This window comes from Nocardioides sp. T5 (genome assembly GCF_048161455.1).
Lineage (GTDB): Bacteria > Actinomycetota > Actinomycetes > Propionibacteriales > Nocardioidaceae > Nocardioides.
Map to the genome: position 1 here is coordinate 2786944 of NZ_CP182415.1, position 16715 is coordinate 2803658.

Below are 16715 nucleotides of genomic sequence, written 5' to 3' on the forward strand. Positions count from 1 at the left end.
CGCGCCCCCGGCGTTCAGTGCAGGAAGAGCTTCCCCATCACCGCGAGGACACCGAGCGAGGCGGCCCCGGCCGACTCGAGCACGAGGCGCCATCCGCCGATGCCTGCCCGGTGTGCTCCGAGGTAGCCGATCACCGACAGGAACGCCACGGAGAACCACAGCGCCCAGAGCGCCGCGCCGCTCGAGGACAACCCCAGCAGGTAGAGGACGAGATAGACGGCGACAGCCGGCGCGGCACCGACGAGGATGGAGACCTCCTTGGCTGCGGCGTGCGGGGTACGCCGGTACAACGGGCGGTGGTCCCCCTCGAAGAGCATCTCCTGGCTCTCCGTGTAGACGTGCGCCAGCCAGTAGGTGACCACGACAGCGGTGACGCTGAGCGCGACCCTGTGGGCGTGCGAGAGGTTGGCGCTCACCGCGGCCAGGGAACCGGCCGCGATCACCGCGCCGTAGAGCAGGCCACCGGGATCCCGGCGGGCCAGTGTGTCCGCGGCCCGGCGTCGGTGGCCCGGGCTCACGCCCTCGCCGTCGATGTCAGCCCGGGTGCCTCGGTCCATGCGTCGTCCTTCCCACCACTCATGCTGCCAGACAACCTGCGTCCGTGCGCCTCACCCGGATCCGGTGGTCCTCGCCCCGCGATCGCCGCCACCGCGGCGTCGTAGAGCCGCTGGGCGTGGTTGGGCGAGCGGCCGATCGTCGTCAGTCCCAGGAGCCCGCCGGCCTTCAGCCCGTCCAGCATGTGGAGCACCGCACCGACCGCGTGCCCCCGGTCGAACGTCAGCCCGGCGCGGTCGACGGCGTCGATGACGTCGCTGTCCGGGCGCCTGGCCCAGGCCGGGTCCACGAGGTGGTCGGTCGACCGGTAGCAGCGTCGTGAACCGTCCGGGAGCGACCACGTGCCGGCGACGTCGTCGTAGTGGCCCGACGTCAGGTTGTGCAGCAGGGACAGCGGGTGCGAGGTGCCGCTCTTGCGCAGGTTGATCTCGAGGCCGTGGAGGCGCCACCGCGACGTCGACGACGGGCGGGTCGCCGCGAAGTCGACGGCGTACCGGCCCAGGGCACCCCGGTCCGCCAGCAGCCGCCCGACCGACGCGCCGTACGCCGTCAGCTCGCTGCGGTAGTCCGGCCTCGCAGGGAAGCGGCAGCCCGCGTAGACCTGTCGGTGGGTGCCGGAGTGGAGCTGCTCGTGCGTCGAGACGACCTGCACGCGACGCCCCGGCGTGATCTCGCCCTGCACGCTCGGGCTGGCGAACTCATCACCGGTCTTCAGCTCCTCGACGATGCCACCGGAAGCGAGCGCAGACAGGTAGTCGGGCCCCAGGAGCTCGACGGTCGTGCGGAGCATGGTGGTGGTCGGGACGTCGGCGAACCTGATCACGCGGTTGCCCAGGCCCGTCGCACTGTCGTCCAGCTTCACCACCACACCCTCGGCGCCGGGATGCTCCAGCCGGACGCGCTCCACGGCCGCGAGAACCTCGTCGACGCTGCGGACGTCCTCCTGACCCGAAGGAAGCGGCACCCCGGCGTCCCGCATGATCCGGCGTCCGCTGCTCTTGAACCCCATGGGCCAGAGGCCCGCGGGGGTGCCGTTGAGGGGCAGACCCAGCCGCTCGGCGACCTGCATCTCCAGGTCGGTCACGTTCCACGGCTCGATGAAGGCCAGCCGGCCGCTGGTCATCGACCGGATCCCTGCCAGGAGGTCGGGCCTGTCGAGGAGCTTCTCGGTGACCGAGCGCGGGGTGCTGTCGGGGACCTCCACGACGTGGAACCTGGCGCGTACGCCGTCGCGGAGCGCGTCCTCGACGAACGAGAGGTAGTAGTCCACGACCCGCTCGGTGGGCCGCTCGGCCGTCACGAAGACCATCTCGGCCCCGGGAACCCGCGCGAGCGACAGCATCGTGAGCAGCTGCCGGTTCTCCAGGGCGGGGATGCGCGGCCCGAAGTGCGCGAGCAGCGCGTGCTCCACGCTGTAGGACGGGAGGACGACGACGGTGTGGGGCACCCTCGAGCCGGGACGGTGCGCGGCCAGGCCCCGGGCCAGTGCGAGCGGAGCCGGCGGTTCGGGGGCTGCCACCGGCCAGACACTACGACCCGGCCCCGGGCGGGACCTCACCCCGCTCGGGTGAGCCGTCGACCCCGCGGCGCGCGTGGAATGGAGCGGTCGACCATGATCGAAAGGACGACCGCCATGTGCCGATGGCTCGCCTACTCCGGTTCGCCGGTGCTCCTCTCGGACCTGCTGTTCGCGCCGGAGAACTCGCTCGTGGTGCAGAGCATGCACTCGCGGCTCGGGGTCGAGGCCGTCAACGGCGACGGCTTCGGGGTGGGCTGGTACGGCGCCCAGGAGGAGCCGGGCATCTACCACAGCACCGAGCCTGCGTGGAGCGACCGCAACCTGCGCGAGCTCTCGAGCCACGCCTCCGCGGGTCGGGTGTTCGCCCACATCCGGGCGACGACCGGCACGCCCGTGCAGCAGAGCAACTGCCACCCTTTCCGGCACGGGCGCTGGCTCTGGATGCACAACGGCGCGATCGCGGAGTTCGCGTCGGTGAAGCGCGACCTGACGCTGGAGGTGGAGCCCGCGCTGTTCCCGCTCATCGAGGGGTCGACGGACTCGGAGCTCTTCTTCTTCCTCGCCCTCACCTACGGGCTCGAGCAGGACCCGCCGGCGGCCGTGGCCCGGGCGGTCGGCTTCATCGAGGAGACGGGACGGCGGCACGGCATCCAGTTCCCGATCCAGATGACGGTCGCCACCACCGACGGAGAGGTCACGTGGGCGTTCCGGTACTCCAGCGAGGGCAGGTCCCGGTCGCTGTTCCACAACGTCGACGTGAGCGCGCTCCGGATGCAGCACCCGGACAACCCGACCCTCCAGCAGCTGTCCGACGATGCACGTCTCGTGGTGTCCGAGCCGTTGGGGTCCCTGCAGGGCGCCTGGCGGGAGGTGCCGGAATCGACGTGCCTCGTCATCGAGGGCGGCCGGGAACAGCTGCACCCCTTCTCGCCGTCCTCCGCCCCCTCGTCGGCGGGATCCGCCGCGGCAGCCCAGTGAGGCGATCACGATGACGGCCCTGACGGTCTGGCGCTACGACACCCCCTTCGGGGCCGAGGCCGCAGCCGTGCGGCTCAAGAGCCTCGCGGAACGCAAGGTCCTCACCGTCCACGACGCCATCACGATCGCGTGGATGCCGCAGGCGAAGGAGCCTGTGATCGGGCACCTGAAGCACTCGACGGCCGCGATGGCCGGCAAGGGGTCGATCCTCGGTGGCCTGGTAGGCATGGTCGTGCTGGCGCCCGTGGCGGGCGCCGCGGTCGGAGCCGGGGTGGCCTCCGCAGCGGCCCGACTGCGCAAGTCAGGCATCGACGAGGACTTCGTCAAGGAGCTCGGCGCGCAGCTGACCCCCGGCTCCTCCGCGCTCCTGGTGCTGTCGAGCGACGGGAAGCTGGACGAGGTACGACCGGCGATGGAGCGCGAGCTCGAGCGAGGTGACGTCGTGCTGCTGCACGCCGAGCTCTCGGAGGACGCGCCGGTGGCCATCGTCGAGGCGATGGAGGAGCTCCGGAAGCCCGGTGGCCCCGCTGAGTCCTGACCGGAGTCGTGACCGCCGGACGTCACCCGCGCAGGGTGAATCCCCTGCACCGATGCGGTGCGAGCCTGTGCCTGAGGCACCAGGACGAGGAGGACCACGATGGCGAGCGACACCACCCGGTCGAACCCCCAGGACTCCTACGACGAACCCGTCTCGCGACTGTGGACGGGGATGATGGGCTTCGCCTCGATCATGCTGGTGCTGATCGGCGGCTTCCACGTCCTGGGCGGGTTCATCGCCCTCCTGGAGAACCGGGTGTACGACGTCAACTCGTCGGAGCTGCTCCTGTTCCAGAGCTACGCCGGGTGGGGCATCGCCCACATGGCGCTCGGCACCCTCGCGTTCCTCACCGGCATCGCCCTGTTCTACCGGAGGCCCTGGAGCCGGGTGGCGACCATCGTGATCGCCTCCTTCAGCGCCGTGACCAACCTGGCGTTCCTCTCGGCGTCGCCCGGATGGTACGGACTGCTGATCCTCCTGGACGTGCTCGTCATCTACGCCGTCACCGTCCACTTCGAGGACGAGCGCGAGTAGGTCAGCAGCGGTCCAGGGTGCTGAAGTAGTCGTGGTGCTCGGCGCGCACGGCGCCGTCCGCCTCCTCGTAGGCCGGTGCGGCCGCGACCTGGACCACCGTCAGGTCGATCCGGACCGTGCGGTCGTCGTGGTCCATCGAAGCGACGGCGCCGGCCGGCACGAGGCGCAGCCCCGCACCCGCGCGCGCAGCGTCGACCGCCAGGTAGGCCGCGGCGGACGAGCTGGAGGCCCGGACGACGGTGCCGAGATGGCCGTCTGAGGCCACGACCTCGTAGCCGACGAGGTCGGCGTCGAGGGTCCAGGTCGACTCGCGGTAGTCCCAAACGGAGTCTCGGTAGTCCCACAGACCGCTGCTCATCGCGCCACCTCGCTCAGGATCCGCGGGGACTTCCCGCGTGCACCTCAACGTGCGGAGGCCCGAGGCATTACATCTGGGTGCTGTGCCGCCAGTACCCGCTGGAGCGGTGGCTCATGCGGCGGCGTGGCGGCGTGGCATCACCCGGCGAGGATGCGGGCCTTCTGCTGCTCGAACTCGAGCTCGCTCAGCACTCCGGCGGCCTTCAGCTCGCCGAGCTCCTTGAGCTGCGCCAGCTTGTCGTCCATGCCGGCCTGCGGGGCGGGCGGCGGCGGGGCGTACTGCTGCGGCGGCGGCTCGGCGTACTGCTGCTGTTGCTGTTGCTGATCGGCCCACCTGCCCGCCTGCCGGCGTGAGACCCGGTTGGACACGGCCGTGGCCGTACCTGCGACGACGGCGGTGCGTGCGACACCGCGGAGAAGACCTGGCATGACGTGTTCCTGTTCTCTCGTGGTCAGACAGAGGCAGCGGAGTCGGCGGCATCGACAGCAGCGAGCAGGGCCTGGACCGGGATGCGGCCGCTGGCGACCAGCTGCCCACCCCCCTTTCGCACGGCCCGGGCGAAGGGCGCGGCCCATACGTTCTCGTAGACCAGGATGCCCGCGGAGTTGCCCGCCTCGATCGCGGTGCCCGCGTCGTCCAGGTCCTCCTCGTCCAGCAGCCCCGAAGAGGCCCCCTCGAAGAGGGTCAGGTCGAGCTCCCCGTCGCCGTCGATGTCACGGATCTCGATCGCGTGGACGGACCCGTCCGGGTCCTTCGTGACGAAGGCGAGGTCAAGGATGCGGATGAGCCCCCGGTCGACGAGGTCGAGGAGGATCGCGAACCCCTCCCCCGTCATCCTGCTTCCCGGGAACTCCACCACGATGTAGTCGATCGGACCCATGAGATCGAGGTCGTCGCCGGTCTCCTGGTCGAGGTCGTTGGACATGCTCTCCTCCTGCGGGTCGGTGGGACGCGACCCGGTGGGGGTCACCCGGTCGCCGTCCTCTCGGAGCCTAGGAAGCACGCACACCGCCCCGCTTCACCCGCAGCGGATGAGCCCGGCCTGGCCCTACCCGCCGCGCGCGCGAGCCCAGGTCGCGGGCACGTCGGCGCCGCCCTCCTCGGCCACCCGGGCACCCATCTGGACGTAGCAGGCGCCCGGCGGGAAGATGCGTCCGCTGACGAGGGCCTGGCCCATGGCGAAGCCCGACGCCCCGGCGATGAGGCCGGGTGGCACGAAGGAGAACAGCCTCTCGATCTCGTGCAGGTCCGACGCGGCGTTCATGCGCATCAGAACCAGGTTGTCGCACTGGGAGACGATCTCCTCGTGCACCTTCCCCGGCCGCTGGGTGGACACCAGCAGGTAGAGCCCGTACTTCCGTCCCTCCGCCGCCACCTGGATGGTGCGCTCGGTGGACAGGCGCGCGAGTGGCTCGATCGGTGTCGACGAGCAGATGTTGTGGGCCTCGTCGATGACGAGGACCACGGGTCTGCGCTCGGGACGTCGGGCCCAGAGGGCGGCCAGCACCGCGTCCGACACGAGCCGCTGCTCGCCCATGGTGGGGAGCGAACCGAGGTCGACCACGACGCAGCGGGCGGACGGCGCCGCGATCTCGGCGAGGATCGACGGCTCGTCGGGGCTCCAGACCGACCACTCGAGGACGCCGAGGTTGCGGGCCCTCCTGCCGAGCCTGCGCGTCCCCTCGGACTCGGCCTCGAGCAGCTGTGAGAGTCCGGTGATGAGTGGCCGCCCACTCTCGCGGGCGGCGAGGAGGTCCACGAGCGCGGCGTACTCCTCGGCGTCGCGCAGGGGATCGAGACCCAGCACGGCTGCCTGGGTGCGGGCGTCCAGCTCGTCGAAGCGCAGGCGCAGCGGGCGCTGGCCCGGCTGGTACCCCCAGACGTCCACGCCGCCGGCCACCTCGCGGTAGCGGGTGGCGAGCTCCGGATCGGCGTCCGCGCGCAGCCGCCCCAGGTTGACGTGGTCGGAGTTCGGGTCCAGGACGACGACGGGCAGCGTCGTCTCGGCGAGCACGCGCTCCAGCAGCAACCCGAGCGCGTACGTCTTCCCCGACCCGGACTGGCCGCAGAGGAAGGTGTGCCGGCCCAGGCCACCGCTGTCGAGCGCGGCCGGCACGCCGGGTGCCAGCAGCAGCTCCCCCACGGTGAGGGCGGCGCGGTCGGACGTGGTCCGGGCCAGCCAGGCCGCCACCTCCTCCGGAGCGGCGGGCCTCACGTGGGCGTCGTGGAACGTCTCGCCACGGTCGAGGAGCAACCCGCTGCCGACCGCGAGCCGGACGAGGACGCCGGAGCGCGACCCGTCCTGGCCACCGATGTCGACGGTGACCATGTGGGACGCGAGGTCGGTGATCTGGCCGAGCCGGGTGACCGCACCCGCCTCGAGGGCGACGTACCCCCCGCGTCGCAGCTCCAGGTCGTGCAGCGAGGCCTGGAGCTCGAAGGTCCGGCCGTCGACCGACGTGGCGCGCGGGAGCGCGCTGCGCTCCAGGGTCTCGCGCACCTCCCGGTAGCGATGGACCTGGGCGACGAGGTCGGCGTCCGCGTGATCGTCGTCCACGAGGGTCTCGTCCGCGTGCGGCATGGGTGTCTCCTGCTGTCGGCGGTGGGCACGGACGAGTCTGGTGCGCAGCCGCTGGGCGGCGGATCCCCCGCGGCGAGTGAGCAGAGGTCAGTGGATGGTCGTCGACGAGCCGATCTCCAGCACCCGCGCCTCGCAGGTCGGCGCCTCGTGGGCCAGCGCCTCCGCGAACCGCGGGCCGGCGAGGTCCATCCAGCCGCGCGGGAACCGCCCGGCGACGGGGACGTGCAGCGTCTGCCAGTGGACCGGGACCGCGCAGCGGGCAGCCACCATCCGGCATGCCCTCGCGGCCTGTTTCGGCCCCATGTGTCCCGGCGAGAGGCGCGGACCCCAGCCACCGATCGGCACCACGGCCACGTCGACCGCGGAGCCCGCCAGCTCCGGGTGGCCAGCGATCCCCGGGTACAGGTCGGTGTCACCCGCGACCCAGACCACTCCCGACGGTCCCCGGACGAGGTGCCCGTTCGCCGCATTGGGCCGGTGCGGCATCGGCCGCGAATGGTGCACCGCCGGGACCAGCCGGACCGCCACGTCGCCCGCGTCGCCGACGGGCACCCACTCCCCCTCGGCGACGCCCCGCCCGGCCAGGCCCTTCTTCGTCACCCAGGCGGCGTTGTCCGGCGCCGTGAGCACCGGCACCTCGCCGAGCCTCCGCAACGAGGACACCTCCGCGTGGTCGTGGTGCAGGTGGGAGAGGAGGACGGCGTGCGCGCCGGACCAGGCCTCGTCCTGCGGGGCGGTGGTCGCGCCGCCGCGGCGCCGCAGGATCCCGTTGTGCCGGCGCAGCAGGGGGTCAGCCACGAGGCGGACGCCGTCGATGTCGACCACCACGGTGGCGTGTCCGAGCCACGTGACCCTGATGGTCACGGCAAGGACCTGGGCCGCCTGCGTGCCTCGCGCGACAGGACGACGGACAGCCGGAACGCCGTGCGCGCGTCACGCAGCGACCGGCGGACGGCGGGCGACGTGAGGGTCAGCACGAGCACGACGAGCGGCCCCACCGTCGCCGAGACCGCGACCAGACCGGCCGCGCCCACCGCCGCGAGGGCGGCCAGGGCGGTCAGGTCCACGACGAGCCGTACCTGCGGGACGTCGACCTTTCCCACGCACGCGACGAAGAGAAGCACCGACACCGCCACGCCCGCGAGGACAACCGCACTCGGGCCGACCCATCCCCACTGCACGACCGCGAGCAGCAGGCCGATGGACGTGCACCAGTGCATCCACCGCCACCAGGTCCGGTCGCGGCACCGGTCGAGCACTCCCTGCCGGTCCTCGAGCCACAGCTCGTGAGTTGTTCGCGCCATGTCGGTCTCCTCACTGCAGCGCGGCGGTGAGCCGCATCGTGTTGTCGAGGTATCGCTGCCAGTGCGAGCGCTGCCGCCACTCCTCGAGCGTCAGCTCGCGCGACAGCGCGCGGTAGTCGTCCTCGACCTTGCGGAAGCGTGCGACGACGTCCGCGCCGGTGAGCATCATCGACACCTCGTGGTTCAGCGCGAAGGAGCGCATGTCCATGTTGCTGGAGCCGATGACCGCGACGTCGTCGTCGATGGAGAAGTGCTTGGAGTGGAGAACGGCCGGGGCGGGGTAGAGATGGATGCGCACGCCGGCCTCGAGCAGCGCCTCGTAGTAGGAGCACTGAGCGTGGTAGACCATGAACTGGTCGCCCTCCTCGCTCACGAAGAGCTCCACCTCCACACCCCGTCGTGCCGCGGTAGTCACGGCGTACAGCAGGGGCTCGTCGGGGACGAAGTAGGGACTGGTCAACGAGACGCGGGACTGCGCGGAGTAGATCAGGGCGGTGAAGAGCCGCAGGTTGTTCTCCGTGGCGTAGCCGGGACCGCTGGGCAGGACCTGCGCCGTCACGCCGGCGGCGTGGGTCCGCGGCGTCGAGGCGGAGAACTCCTCGCCCAGGCGCTCGTGGGTCTCGGTGAACCAGTCCTTGGCGAACACCGCCCGGAGGGCGCTGACCGCTGGCCCGTCGACGCGCGCGACGAGCTCGACCCACTCGCGTCCCGCGGCGTGGTTCTTCGGCTTGTTGTAGCCCGGCTCGATGAGGTTCTGCGATCCCATGAAGGCCACGCGGCCGTCGACCACCAGGATCTTGCGGTGGTTGCGCAGGTCCGGGCGCTGGAACTCGCCCTTGAGGGGACGGACCGGGAGCATCGCCCGCCACTGGATGTCGGATGCGTCCAGGCGCTTCGCGAAGTCGGCGTAGCCCGGGATGCCCCTCGACCCCAGGTGGTCGACCAGCAGCCGCACCCGCACGCCCCGCCCGGTGGCCTCGACCATTGCCTCGAAGAACGGAGCGGTCACCTCGTCCCAGGCCGCGATGTAGTACTCGACCTCGACCGACGTCTCGGCCGCGGCGACCTCGGCGGTCATGGCCGCGATGGCGTCGTGGTAGCCCGGGATGAGGTCGACCTGGTTCCCTCCCTGGAGGGGCAGAGAGCCGAGGTTGTAGTTCAGGGTCGCCATCGACGGCAGGTACGCCGGTGCGGAGACCGTGGACGCGGGCAGGCCCTCCGTGGCGGCACGGATTGCCGCGTCCGCCTCGCGCTGCCGCGCCAGTCTTCCCCGGCCGGGGCTGGTACGGCCCAGGACCAGGAAGACGAGGAACCCCGCCAGCGGCACGATGAGGATCAGGATCAACCACGCCATGGCAGACGAGGGCTTCCGATTGCTCGGCAGCACCCCGATCGCGAGGAACTTGACCACGTAGTCGAGGAGCACCAGGCCGGCGCCCAGGAGCACCAGGAGGCGGTCCATCACCGGGCTCCCACGAGCCGGTGGTGTCCGATCATCTGCACCCACCTCACCATCAGCCGCGTCGGAGTGACCGACGCGCGGTCCGCGTCACGGTCCGCACCGCCTCGGTCGAGTGTCGGGTGCCGAGCGGCACGGGCGTATCACCCCTTACGTGTGAGCCGGGGGGTCACCCATGGCTCACACGTGAGGGGTGACGACGCCCGCGCCCGATGGATCGAGCATCGGCTCATGCGCCTGCTGCCGGAGGAGCGGACGAACGAGGTCAGCGCCCTCTCGCGCCGGGTGGCCGCGTCGTTCCTCGGGCAGTCCGTGCGGCGCTTCGCCCTCATGGAGGGGTTCGACCGCTGCATCGTCCTCTCGGCCCAGGCCCTGACCGCCCTGATCCCGCTCTTCATCGTCGTGGCCAGCGCCGCACCGGCCGGCCAGGAGGACGTGATCAGTGACGCGATCATCCGCCGGTTCGCCCTGTCGGGTGCGTCGGCCGACGCAGTGGCGCAGCTGTTCGACACCCCTGCCGGGGCGTCTATCAGCGTGTCGGTCTTCAGCGCGCTGCTGCTGGTCTACTCCGCGATGGCGTTCAGCCGTCGCCTGCAGTCGATGTACCGGGCGGCGTGGGGGCGCGAGAGGCGTGGCATGCGCAGCACGATGTACGCCGGGCTGGGTCTCGTCGCGTTCACCGTGATGACCGGCCTCTCCTTCGTCCTCCGGGAGCTCGCCAGCCGGTTCCCGCCCCAGTGGCTCTGGACGATCCCGCTGTCGGCCGGCATCGGTCTGGTGCTGTGGACGTGCATCCCCTACTTCATGCTCGAGCGGGAGGTGCACTGGCGCCGGCTGCTGGCGACCGGAGCGGTCTCGGCAGCCGGCATGACGATCTTCGCCATCGGCACACCCATCTACATGCCGGGCGTGATGACCCGGGCCACCGAGGACTTCGGTCTGTTCGGGGTGACGATCACGCTGCTCGGCTGGCTCCTGGCGGCGGCCGGCATCGTCGTCGCCTCCACTGTCATGGGCGCCCAGTTCGACTCCTCCGACGCGCCATGGCTCGTGCAGCTCAAGGACCGTTTCGGGCTCAGCGACCCGGCGGCCGGCGAGCTCGCAGAGCCTGTGGTCGAGCAGCACGAGGTCGGCGGCCTCACCAGCGAAGACCTGCTGGCCATCGTCCACGTGCTCGTGAACTGGGCGATCATGGCCGCCGCGGTGTGGGTCGCGACCGCGGTCGTCCCGGGCATCGAGGTCAGCGGCGGGGTCGGGGCCTACCTCGCCATCTCCGTGGTCTTCGGACTGGTCAACGCCATGGTGGGACCGGTGCTGCAGTGGCTCGTCGGCTCCCAGTCCTGGCTTCGGATGGGCGCCTCCGCGCTCCTCGTCAACGGCACGCTCTTCGCCGTCACGGCGGGCCTGACCGCCAACATGGACATCGCCGGCCCGGGCAGTGCCGTCCTCGGCGCCGTGGTGGTGTCCGTGGCCGGAACCCTGCTCGAGCTGGTGATCCGACCGTCCACCGGCAACGGCAACGGCAACGGCAACGGCCGGTGACCGCCCGCCTACTCGTGTGCCGGCGGCACGGCCGGGGCCGGCTCCGGGCGGGCGGCCAGCACCTCGAGGACGAGCAGCACGAGCGCGGTCACGAGCACGAACACGAGCGCGGTCCCACCCGTGGGGTGGTCCTGAGCGAGGTAGAGGAGCGCTGCCACCGCGACCACGGTCGCCCGGACCGGTGCCCGGTACGTCGCCAGCGCGACGCCGAGCCGTCCGGTGTCCATCCCGGCCCGGGACCTGCCCCGGCGGAGCCCGTCCACCCCCTTCGACAGTGCCGAGCGTGCGGCCGCCCCGGACCCGTGCGCCGCACTCAGCCAAGCCACGACGGTCACCGTCAGCGCGATGACGAGGACCCCGCGCAGCGCCACCCGGATGAAGGAGACCAGCTGGTCGTAGACCGCTCCGGCCGCTTCCGGCGAGCTGCTCTCGGGCAGGGCGTCGAGGTAGAACGGTCGGATCACGTTGAGGGCTGCCCCGAGCAGCAGCATCGCCACAGCCACCGCCAGGCCCGCGGCCAGCACCGTCCTGCGCCGGTCCCGGGAGATCGCGACCGCGACACCGATGAGGGCGAGACCGACCACCGGCAACCACATGCTGAGGTCGTCCAGCCACCCCAGCAGGTTCTGCGCCGTCTCCAGGTCGTCCGACTTGACGATGGCGAAGGAGGCGTCGACCTCCGGGATCCGGTCGGCGATGCCGAACCCGGCGTCGACCAGCTGCTGCTTGACGGTGTTGATGAGCGTGGCGAGCTGGACGCTGACCTCCCCCCGCTCGATGACCACCGCCCCGTCCGTGTCGCCGTTCAGCGCGGCGACCAGCTCGGCGTGGGCCGTCCGGTTCGCCTCGACCCACGCCTGCTCGAAGGCGTCGGACTGCACGACGGCGAGGATGCGGTCCTCGACGAATCCTCGAATGCCCGTCGAGAGAGGGCCCGACAGGCCATCGAGGGTCGTGGCAGCCCGGTCCGGGAGCCCACGCTCCTGGAGCGCGGAGACGACCTCGTCCACGGCCGCGTCGACGTCGAGGTAGGAGAAGATCACCTGCTCCATGCGGGCGGCAATCGCCCCCTGGACGGCGGGGTCGTCCGCCAGCGGCGCCACGGTCGCGAGGTAGCGGTCGGTGTCCTGGATCTGACCGTTGGACCACGTGGCCAGGACCGACAGCGGTGCGATCAGCGCGGCCAGCACGACGAGCACGCCCGCGACCACCGGGCGCCACCAGCCCCGGCGCTCGGTCGTGACCGGTGGCTGCCCCGCCGGCGGCGCGCTCCTCAACCGCGTCAGCTCCGCGCGCAGGCGCTCGATCTCCCGCGCCGCCTCTTCCGGGGTGTCGTAGGTCTGCGAACCGGCCATGCCCCACCGTGCGACGGACCACCGGCGGTCGGCGTCACCCGCCGAGGGTGACGCGTCCAGGCATCCGGGAGGGCATGGTGATGCCATTCGGTTCCCCACCTCCACGAATCGAGGGCGCCATGTCGAGATCGGTCTACGAGATCCGCGCTGTCGGCGAGGTGCCGCCCGATCTCCTGGACGACTTCGAGGGCGCGACCGTCTCCAAGGACCCCGGCGGCTCCACGATCCACGTGGTGCTGGGGGACGAGGCGGAGCTGCACGGGCTGCTGGCCGCGCTCAGTCGCGAGGGCTACGCACTGGTCGACGTCCGCCGCGAGCCCCCCGTCGAGCTCGAGAACGACTAGGAGAGCTTGCCGAAGGCGGTCTCCGGCCACGATCGAAGCGCCGCCAGCGCCACGACCGCGACGCCGGCGACGTACGCCGCGGGAGCGAGGTCGTGCCCGGTCGCCGTCTCGACGACCTGCCCCACCAACGGGGCGGTGCCCCCGACCAGGGCCGTGGCCATCCCGGCGGTGAGCCCCAGGCCGGTGGCGCGAACGGCGGTGGGGAACATCTCGGCCAGCAGCGAGACCGACAGCACGCCACCGACGGCGACCCCCGCCAGGACCTCGGCGAGCACGATGGCGGGTAGGGCGTCGCTGTGGGCCAGCGCCATCACCGGTCCGGACCCCACGACCAGCCCCACGAGTGAGCCCATGACGACCGGACGACGGCCGAGTCGATCAGAGAGCCGTCCGAGGGCGAGCGCCGACACGGCCGCGGCGACCAGACCGATGACCGAGGCGAGCAGAGCCTCGGGGGCAGCCCAGTCGCGGGTCGCCACGAGGTGGTTGGGCACGTAGACGAAGAACGTGTTGAAGGCCAGCGAGCCGGCAGCGATCACAGCGAACCCGGTGAGGGCACCGCGGCGGTGCTCCGACCACACGACCCGGACGGGAGCGGGCCGCCGCGCTGCCATGGTCCGGGCGTGCAGGAACAGGGGCGACTCCAGCCCCCGTCGGCGGAGGAGGACGCCCACCATGCCCAGGGGAAGCGCGAGCAGGAACGGCGCCCGCCACCAACCGGCCGTCACCGAGTCGTCGGGGAGCAGCTGGACCAGACCACCGACGCCCAGGCCGGCGGCGAGGCCGAGGGCGAGGGTCGCGGTGTGCCAGGCGGCGAACGCCCCGCGGCGACCCGCGGGGGCCGACTCGACGATGAAGACGGCCGCCAGTCCGAGCTCACCACCGGCGGCAAGCCCCTGCGTCCCGCGCAGCACCAGCAGCGCCACAGGGGCCACGACGCCGATCGCGGCGTACCCGGGCAGCAGCCCCACAGCCGCCGTGGCCAGGCTCATGAGCAGCAGCGTGCTGGTGAACACTCCCCGGCGTCCCCTCGCGTCCGCCCACCTCCCGAAGAGGACCGCTCCCACCGGCCGGACCAGGAAGGCGGTGGCGTAGAGGGCGAAGGCCGCGAGGAGGACCGCGTTCGGGTCGCTCACGGGCAGGAACAGCTGGGCCAGCACCACGCCCAGCGCTCCGTAGATCGCGAAGTCGTACCACTCCACGGCGTTCCCCACGCAGGCGGCCGCCAACGTGAACCCCGGGGGGGTCCCGGTCCCGGTCCCGGTCCCGGGTCCCGACGGCCGGCGGTCGAGCGGCGTATGCTCCGACTCGTACACGGGCGGACGGGAGGCCGACTGGTGAACCCTGTGAGGCCGGATTCGCTTCCCCATGGTGCTGCCCTCCCCTCGATGAGCCACCTGTCGGAGGCCAAGCTCCATGCCCCGTCCGCGCGCGCGAGCTGGGTCGACCGGCCGCGTCTGCTCGACGCCATGCTCCACGCGATCCGCCACCCTGTCACCCTGGTGGCCGCCCCCGCCGGGTACGGCAAGACCACCGTCGTCGCTCAGGGCCTGCTCACGGAGCAGTGCCCCGCCTCGGCCTGGGTCTCCCTCGACGCAGGGGACGATGACCCCGTACGGCTGTGGAGCCACGTGGCCGCGGCGCTCGAACGGGCGGGGTGCGCGCTGCCAGCCGTCGAAGCCGGACGGGTGCTCGGCAGGCTGGCCGAGGTTCCGCCGACCCTGCTGACGACCATCGTCGCGGCCCTCGGAGCCATGCCGGAGGAGCTGGTGCTCGTCCTCGACGACTTCCACTTCGTCCAGTCGCCGGCACGCCACGAGGAGGTCGAGCTGCTCATCCAGAGCCTCCCGGACAACGTGCACCTGGTGATCATCAGCCGGTCCGACCCGGGACTCAGGCTGGGGCGCCTGCGCGTGTCCCGGGACCTGGCCGAGCTCCGGGCCGACGATCTCGCCTTCACGCTCCCAGAGGCGCGCGAGATGTTCGCCCGCACAGGCGCCGTCCTGTCCGACCACACCCTCGCCGAGCTGGTCGACCGGACGGAGGGCTGGCCGGCGGCCCTCTACCTGGCCGCGCTCTCGCTGGCCGACCGGCCCGATCCGGACGAGTTCGTGCACCGTTTCAGCGGGACCAACCGGTTCATCGGCGACTACCTCACCGAAGAGGTGCTGAGCCGGCAGCCGGAGCGGTTGCGGGACTTCATCCTGGAGGCATCCGTGCTGGACCGGTTCTCGGCCTCGCTCTGCGACCACGCACTCGGACGCAGGGACAGCGCGACGGTCCTCCACGACCTCGAGCGCGCGAACCTGTTCCTCGTCCCTCTGGACGGGGAGCGCAGGTGGTTCCGGTTCCACCAGCTCTTCGCCGCCGTCGCCCGGAGCGAGCTAGAGCTGGCTCGAGAGCCCGAGGACCTCGCCGGCCTCAATGCCCGGGCCGCCGAGTGGTTCTCCGCACGCGCCCTCGTCCCAGAGGCGATCACCCACTGGCTCGCTGCAGGAAGACGCCAGGAGGCAGCCGAGCTCGTCCAGGTCAACTGGTTGCGGTTCGTGGACGCGGGTCAGGGCGCCACCGTCCAGGGGTGGCTCGAGGGGGTCGGCTGGGGCGACGGCAGTCCGCCTGCGCAGGCGACGGCGGCCTGGCTGGCCGGCCTCGCCGGCGACGAGCGGACGATGGCGGGGCACCTGCGCTCCCTCGAGGGCCTGGAGGACTACGGTCCGTTGCCGGACGGCTCCTGCTCGATCGAGTCCGCCACGGTCCAGATGCGCGCCCTGCTCGGCTTCGGTGGTCCCCTCGACATGATGGCCGCGGCGCGACGTGCGGCGGAGCTCGAGACGAACGGCCGGTCGGCCCAGTACGTCATCGCCCAGGCCACGCTCGGCCACGCTCACTACCTGCAGGGCGAGCTGGACGAGGCCGTTCCGCACCTCCAGGCGGCCATCAGGGGTGACGGTGCGCCCGGAGTGTTCCGCATCCTGGCGCTGTCCCTCGCCTGCTTCGCCGAGTGCGAGCGCGGCAACCTTGCACGAGCACGGGAGTGGGCGGAGCGAGCGATCGACGTGCTCGACAGCAGAGGACTCGGAGCCACCCCGCAGGCCTCGTGGGCCTACGTCGCCCTGGCACTGGCGCTGGCCGACGCGGGAAAGTCAGACGAGGCGATGCGCACGCTGGAGCTCGGTCTCGCGACCCGCCGCCTCGACAACGCGCAGGCGGTGTGGGGGCCGATCCACCACCTCCTCATGAGCGCCCACATCGCAGCCCGACTAGGACACACCGCCCTCGCGCGCGACCTGTTGACCGAGCTCACCCATCGCATGGGCCGCTTCGGCGAGGGGATGACTGCGATGCACGCGCGGGCCGACGCCGTACGACACCTGATCCAGGACGACCACACCATCGAGCTGGCCGGGGAGCCGCTCACCGACCGCGAGGTCGACGTCCTCCGGTCGCTGCAGGGCCCGATGAGCCTCCACGAGATCGCTGGCGCGCTCTACCTGTCCCCCAACACGGTGAAGACACATGCACGCGCCGTCTACCGCAAGCTGGGCGTCCACTCGAGGACCGAAGCGGTGAGCCTCGCGCGTCGCCGGTCCCTGATCTAGACCTCACCCGGGTGAAATCACTCCCGGGGTGATCCCGCCTCACCCCGGG

The 16715-nt window shown here is 71.8% G+C and carries 17 protein-coding genes; 6 read left to right on the forward strand and 11 right to left on the reverse strand.

The annotated features are described in order from the left end of the window. Nucleotides 1-14: 14 nt before the first annotated feature. Both ACNKF0_RS13605 and ACNKF0_RS13610 read right to left on the reverse strand, forming a co-directional pair. Nucleotides 15-557 carry a hypothetical protein gene (locus ACNKF0_RS13605; RefSeq protein ID WP_416952895.1) on the reverse strand — a complete coding sequence of 181 codons (543 nt, stop codon included), beginning with the start codon at nt 555-557 and terminating at the stop codon, nt 15-17. Then, nucleotides 515-2074 carry a peptide ligase PGM1-related protein gene (locus ACNKF0_RS13610; protein ID WP_416952897.1) on the reverse strand — a complete coding sequence of 520 codons (1560 nt, stop codon included), beginning with the start codon at nt 2072-2074 and terminating at the stop codon, nt 515-517. Before ACNKF0_RS13610 ends, ACNKF0_RS13605 begins: the two co-directional genes overlap by 43 nt. A 93-nt stretch (nt 2075-2167) precedes the next feature. Here ACNKF0_RS13610 and ACNKF0_RS13615 point away from each other — a divergent pair, with 93 nt between their 5' ends. The 3 genes from ACNKF0_RS13615 to ACNKF0_RS13625 all read left to right on the forward strand — a co-directional run bounded on the left by ACNKF0_RS13615 (nt 2168) and on the right by ACNKF0_RS13625 (nt 4124). Next, entirely contained in the window at nt 2168-3052 is an 885-nt protein-coding gene (locus tag ACNKF0_RS13615) for a class II glutamine amidotransferase (protein ID WP_416952899.1), read from the forward strand. 10 nt (nt 3053-3062) lie between these two features. Then, entirely contained in the window at nt 3063-3590 is a 528-nt protein-coding gene (locus ACNKF0_RS13620; protein ID WP_416952901.1) for a DUF1269 domain-containing protein, read from the forward strand. Nucleotides 3591-3689: 99 nt separating this feature from the next. Continuing rightward, the gene (locus tag ACNKF0_RS13625) at nt 3690-4124 is read left to right on the forward strand and encodes a hypothetical protein (protein WP_416952903.1); all 435 of its coding nucleotides are present in this window, start codon (nt 3690-3692) and stop codon (nt 4122-4124) included. A 1-nt stretch (nt 4125) separates the two neighbouring features. Here the strand turns inward: ACNKF0_RS13625 and ACNKF0_RS13630 are convergent, their stop codons facing one another. The 7 genes from ACNKF0_RS13630 to cls all read right to left on the reverse strand — a co-directional run bounded on the left by ACNKF0_RS13630 (nt 4126) and on the right by cls (nt 9829). Continuing rightward, on the reverse strand, nt 4126-4482 hold the full coding sequence (locus ACNKF0_RS13630) for a hypothetical protein (RefSeq protein ID WP_416952905.1): 357 nt from the start codon (nt 4480-4482) through the stop codon (nt 4126-4128). Nucleotides 4483-4619: 137 nt separating this feature from the next. Beyond that, complete coding sequence (locus ACNKF0_RS13635; protein WP_416952907.1) at nt 4620-4910, reverse strand: SHOCT domain-containing protein; 291 nt, start codon at nt 4908-4910, stop codon at nt 4620-4622. 23 nt (nt 4911-4933) lie between these two features. Beyond that, on the reverse strand, nt 4934-5407 hold the full coding sequence (locus tag ACNKF0_RS13640) for a DUF6325 family protein (RefSeq protein ID WP_416952909.1): 474 nt from the start codon (nt 5405-5407) through the stop codon (nt 4934-4936). 123 nt (nt 5408-5530) lie between these two features. Further along, a complete protein-coding gene (locus ACNKF0_RS13645; RefSeq protein ID WP_416952911.1) occupies nt 5531-7063 on the reverse strand; it encodes an ATP-binding protein in 1533 nt (510 codons plus the stop codon). Nucleotides 7064-7150: 87 nt separating this feature from the next. Continuing rightward, nucleotides 7151-7927: an MBL fold metallo-hydrolase gene (locus ACNKF0_RS13650; RefSeq protein WP_416952913.1), complete on the reverse strand. Its 777-nt coding sequence runs from the start codon at nt 7925-7927 to the stop codon at nt 7151-7153. Continuing rightward, nucleotides 7924-8367, reverse strand: a complete 444-nt coding sequence (locus ACNKF0_RS13655) for a hypothetical protein (RefSeq protein ID WP_416952915.1) — start codon at nt 8365-8367, stop codon at nt 7924-7926. Before ACNKF0_RS13655 ends, ACNKF0_RS13650 begins: the two co-directional genes overlap by 4 nt. A 10-nt stretch (nt 8368-8377) precedes the next feature. Next, complete coding sequence (gene cls / locus ACNKF0_RS13660) at nt 8378-9829, reverse strand: cardiolipin synthase (RefSeq protein ID WP_416952917.1); 1452 nt, start codon at nt 9827-9829, stop codon at nt 8378-8380. Between the two features lie 228 nt (nt 9830-10057). Between cls and ACNKF0_RS13665 the strand changes: the two genes are divergently transcribed. After that, the gene (locus ACNKF0_RS13665) at nt 10058-11368 is read left to right on the forward strand and encodes a phage holin family protein (protein ID WP_416952919.1); all 1311 of its coding nucleotides are present in this window, start codon (nt 10058-10060) and stop codon (nt 11366-11368) included. An 8-nt stretch (nt 11369-11376) separates the two neighbouring features. Here ACNKF0_RS13665 and ACNKF0_RS13670 read toward each other — a convergent pair whose 3' ends face one another. Beyond that, nucleotides 11377-12723 carry a hypothetical protein gene (locus ACNKF0_RS13670; protein WP_416952921.1) on the reverse strand — a complete coding sequence of 449 codons (1347 nt, stop codon included), beginning with the start codon at nt 12721-12723 and terminating at the stop codon, nt 11377-11379. Between the two features lie 119 nt (nt 12724-12842). Between ACNKF0_RS13670 and ACNKF0_RS13675 the strand changes: the two genes are divergently transcribed. Further along, the gene (locus tag ACNKF0_RS13675) at nt 12843-13067 is read left to right on the forward strand and encodes a hypothetical protein (RefSeq protein WP_416952923.1); all 225 of its coding nucleotides are present in this window, start codon (nt 12843-12845) and stop codon (nt 13065-13067) included. Here ACNKF0_RS13675 and ACNKF0_RS13680 read toward each other — a convergent pair. Next, on the reverse strand, nt 13064-14281 hold the full coding sequence (locus ACNKF0_RS13680) for an MFS transporter (protein ID WP_416952925.1): 1218 nt from the start codon (nt 14279-14281) through the stop codon (nt 13064-13066). The two genes, ACNKF0_RS13675 and ACNKF0_RS13680, sit on opposite strands and share 4 nt — an antisense overlap. Before the next feature lie 174 nt (nt 14282-14455). Here ACNKF0_RS13680 and ACNKF0_RS13685 point away from each other — a divergent pair, with 174 nt between their 5' ends. After that, entirely contained in the window at nt 14456-16666 is a 2211-nt protein-coding gene (locus tag ACNKF0_RS13685; protein WP_416952927.1) for a LuxR C-terminal-related transcriptional regulator, read from the forward strand. Nucleotides 16667-16715 lie beyond the last annotated feature (49 nt).